The organism is Nocardia brasiliensis NBRC 14402, assembly GCF_000308475.2.
Lineage (GTDB): Bacteria > Actinomycetota > Actinomycetes > Mycobacteriales > Mycobacteriaceae > Nocardia > Nocardia brasiliensis.
In genome coordinates this window covers 1-3,563 of sequence record NZ_BAFT02000022.1, presented here as the reverse complement: position 1 = coordinate 3,563, position 3,563 = coordinate 1, and the positions used below count along the sequence as shown (strand labels likewise).

Annotated in this window: 3 protein-coding genes; 1 reads left to right on the top strand and 2 read right to left on the bottom strand. The window is 68.9% G+C overall.

Features of this window, described 5'->3' with window-relative positions; genetic code table 11:
- The first annotated feature begins 227 nt into the window (after positions 1 to 227).
- Positions 228 to 1,880 carry an alkaline phosphatase D family protein gene (locus TY25_RS04970; protein WP_042254423.1) on the top strand — a complete coding sequence of 551 codons (1,653 nt, stop codon included), beginning with the start codon at positions 228 to 230 and terminating at the stop codon, positions 1,878 to 1,880.
- A 64-nt stretch (positions 1,881 to 1,944) separates the two neighbouring features.
- Here TY25_RS04970 and TY25_RS04965 read toward each other — a convergent pair whose 3' ends face one another.
- Positions 1,945 to 2,688: a DUF6008 family protein gene (locus TY25_RS04965; protein WP_042254422.1), complete on the bottom strand. Its 744-nt coding sequence runs from the start codon at positions 2,686 to 2,688 to the stop codon at positions 1,945 to 1,947.
- Positions 2,689 to 3,011: 323 nt separating this feature from the next.
- A partial coding sequence (locus TY25_RS04960) for a JAB domain-containing protein (protein ID WP_042254421.1) occupies positions 3,012 to 3,563 on the bottom strand: 552 nt, incomplete at its 5' end.

The following is a 3,563-nucleotide window of genomic DNA, read 5'->3' as shown; positions in this document are numbered from 1 at the left end:
GGCAGTGCGGGAATGGCCTCGCTCAGCGCCGCGTCACCGGTCGCGGGCACCCCGGACGCCGATCCCAAGTCAGGCACCGGCAAGACCGAACCCGAGTACAAGCCACTCCGGCTCGGCCCGCCCAGCTGAGGCCGCTGCTCCCCCGGAGCCTCGGACGGACAACCCCCACACCACCCACCAGCAGCCAACGCCCGGCGGACCAGCCGATCACCGATATACCCTGACGTATGGGTCTGTCGCGACGCCAACTGCTGAGATTCGGGGGTGCCGGGTCGCTTGCCGTGCTGGTCGGGACCGCCGCGGCGAGCAGCGGCCGCTTTCGCGCCCCGCGCTGGTCCGACGACCCGTTCACGCTCGGCGTGGCCTCGGGTGAGCCGACAGCCGACGGCGTGGTGCTGTGGACACGGCTCGCCCCGGATCCGCTCGCGCCCGACGGACTGGGCGGGATGCCGTTGGCTCCGGTGAGCGTGGATTACGAGGTCGCACACGACGAGCAGTTCCGCCAGGTGGTGGCGCGCGGCACGGCGGTCGCGACCCGCGAACTGGCACACAGCGTGCATCCGGAGATCAGCGGGCTGGCGCCGGACCGGTGGTACTTCTATCGATTCCGGGCCGGATCGGCGCTCTCCCCGGTGGGCCGGACCCGCACGGCGCCGCCGCCCGGGCAACCGACCGCGCGGATGCGTTTCGCGTTCGCCTCGTGCCAGTCGTGGACCTCGGGCTTCTTCACCGCCTACGAGCACATGGCCGCCGAGGACCTGGATCTGGTTGTGCACCTTGGCGATTACATCTATGAGCGGGGCTGGAACCGCGGGCGTGCGGGCATGTCGATGGAACCGCACATGCAGCGCGAGGCGGTGGACCTGGCCGGGTACCGGTTGCGCTACGCGCAGGCCAAGGCGGAGCCGCCGCTACGCGACGCGCATGCCGCGTTCCCGTGGCTGGTCACCATGGACGATCACGAGATCGACAACAACTGGGCGGGCGACTCCCCCGGTCTCGGCCTCGACATCTACCGCCTGCCCGCGCTGTTCCGCCGCCGCAAGGCCGCCGCCTTCCAGGCGATGTACGAGCACCAGCCGCTGCGGCGGGCGCAGCTGCCCGCCGGGCCGTCGATCCACCTGCACCGCCGCTACGCCTTCGGCGACCTGGCCGAGATCACCATGCTCGACACCCGGCAGTACCGCGACAAGCAAGCCTGCGGCGACGGCAACACCGTCATCGATTGCGCCGACCGGCTCGCCGCCGATCGCACGATACTGGGTGCGCGGCAACGTGATTGGCTGATCGACGGATTCGCCCGCTCAGCCGCGCGCTGGCAGATCCTCGGTAATCAGGTGTCGATGGGTCAGTCCGATCAGGACGCCGGACCGGTCACCGCGGTCGGCACCGACTCGTGGGACGGCTACGTCGCCGACCGCAACGCGGTGCTCGGCGCGGCCGCCGATCTCGGTGTGCGCAATCTCGTGGTGATCACCGGCGACCGGCACCAGAACCATGCCGCGAACCTGCGCCGCGACTTCGCCGATCCCGAATCACCGGTTGTCGCTTCGGAATTCATCGGCACCTCGATCAGCAGCGGCGGCGACGGGGTGGACATGAACCCGTCCGGTCGCAATCTGCTCGCCGCCAATCCCGATCTGAAGTTCTTCAACGCGCAGCGCGGCTACGTCCGCGTGCAACTCGAGCACGGCCTGTGGCGCAGCGACTTCCGGGTGGTGCCGTACATCCGCCGCCCGGGTGCGCCCATACAGACACGGGCCACGTTCGTGGTGCAGGATCGCATTCCCGGCGTGGTTCAGGACGCGCAGTCCGAACCGGCGCCCCCGTCGTCGACACCGGAATCGGCCGCGGCCCCACCCGCCACTGGTCCCCGTTAACCGCTGCTGCACAAGCTGTTTCCCGCACGTCGCCTGCTGACGGCGGGTAACAGCGAGCCGACGGCTATCGGACCGGGACCGGCAACTCCGGCGTCGCGAGATCTGCCGCGGCCGGGGTGGCCCGCTCGGACGGCGTGCGGAAGGTGGCTTCGATGGTGGACCGTTCGCGCCACAGGTGGATCAGCGCGAGGACGAAGATCGTCGTGCCGATCACGTTGGCCCCGAAATGCCACCACACCCGATAGGTCCACAGCCCGGGACCGGGGGCGAGCAACCCGAACCAGGTCGACAGCCCGATGGCCTTCGCCCCCAACGCCACCGAGACGGTCAGCGCGATGTGTTCGAGGCCGTGGATGCCCTGCATCAGCACGCCCATCCGTCCCCATTTGCGCGCCTTGCTCTCCAGCGCCCGATGCGTGATCAGCGCGACCCCCACCAGACCGGCGAGGAACTGGAAATTGCCTGCCAAGTGCAGGATCTCCATGCCGAGTGTCGGTTTCGAGGTGTCGACCTGCCCGAATCCGTTGGCCAGGCCGGTGCCCCACGGCGTCATCCAGGCCGGCGAGTTCGGGTGCCCGAGCCAGTAGCCGACCTGCAGCACGTGTTCCTGGAAGTGGCCGATCTGCGCCAGGACGCCGAGCCCGATGACGCCCAGACTCCCGCGGTACATCCACGGCCGCACGCCGCGGCGCATGGCGACGATCAGCACGGCTACCGCCGCCCACATCACCACCATCCACGACAGCATCGCGATCGCGCCGGCGATCTCCCATCCGGTCGCACCCGCACCGTGATGCATGTTTTCCATCTCGTACCGCCTGTCGCCACCCAATGAATACGGGAATACAAACAGGGTAATTCAAGGCCGTGGATCACGATGCAAATAGCGCATTTTCACTTTTATCCCGGAACGGCCGCCCACCGTCCACATCACGAATATAATGTTGCTATTTGCAGACATGCCACAATTCAGGCCATGTGCTGCGTAAACAGCCAGCTGAGCAGCACCTGAGCGCGTTTGCATTCACGCCTCGGGCCGATATCGCCGGATAACCGAGTTACCCACCGATCATCTGCTGACCGACCAGGAAGTATATTATCGCCGCCGATATCGATAACACAACGCACCGGTCAGTACGAAATTGCGGGCGCGCTGGCCCACGCTTCGCCCGCAATTACCACATGGTCGAGGAAGCGGAGACCGACGGTGCGCGCGGCCTCGGCGAGCAGCGTGGTGGCGCGGCGATCGTCCAGGCTGGGCGCCGCGTCGCCGGACGGGTGGTTGTGCACGACGGCGAAGGCGCGGCCGTCGTGGCGCAGGACGGTGTTCAGGATCTCGCGGACCGGGACGGCCACCTGATCGACCGCGCCTTCGGCGACGAACACCTTGCGCCGCAACCGATTCTGCGCGTCGCACACCAGCACCAGCAGCCGTTCCACCCGCGCGCCGGTGAACAGCGGGCGGGCCGCGGCGGCGACATCGGACGCGCCGGTGAGCCGCGTCGCGGTGCCGGTGCCGGCGCGGGCGCGGGAGCCGAGATGGAACGCGGCGACGAGGGCGGCGGCCTTGGCCGTCCCGATGCCCGCGCGGCGGGCCAGTTCCTCGGGGCGGGCCGCCGCCAGCTCGGCCAGGCCGCCGTGCTCGACGAGCAACTCCACCGCCAGATCGATAGCGCTCGCCCC

Bases quoted from the DNA above. Each gene is read 5' to 3' on its own strand.
- TY25_RS04970 (WP_042254423.1), top strand. From the start codon at position 228: ATGGGTCTGTCGCGACGCCAACTGCTGAGATTCGGGGGTGCCGGGTCG.
- TY25_RS04965 (WP_042254422.1), bottom strand. From the start codon at position 2,688: ATGGAAAACATGCATCACGGTGCGGGTGCGACCGGATGGGAGATCGCC.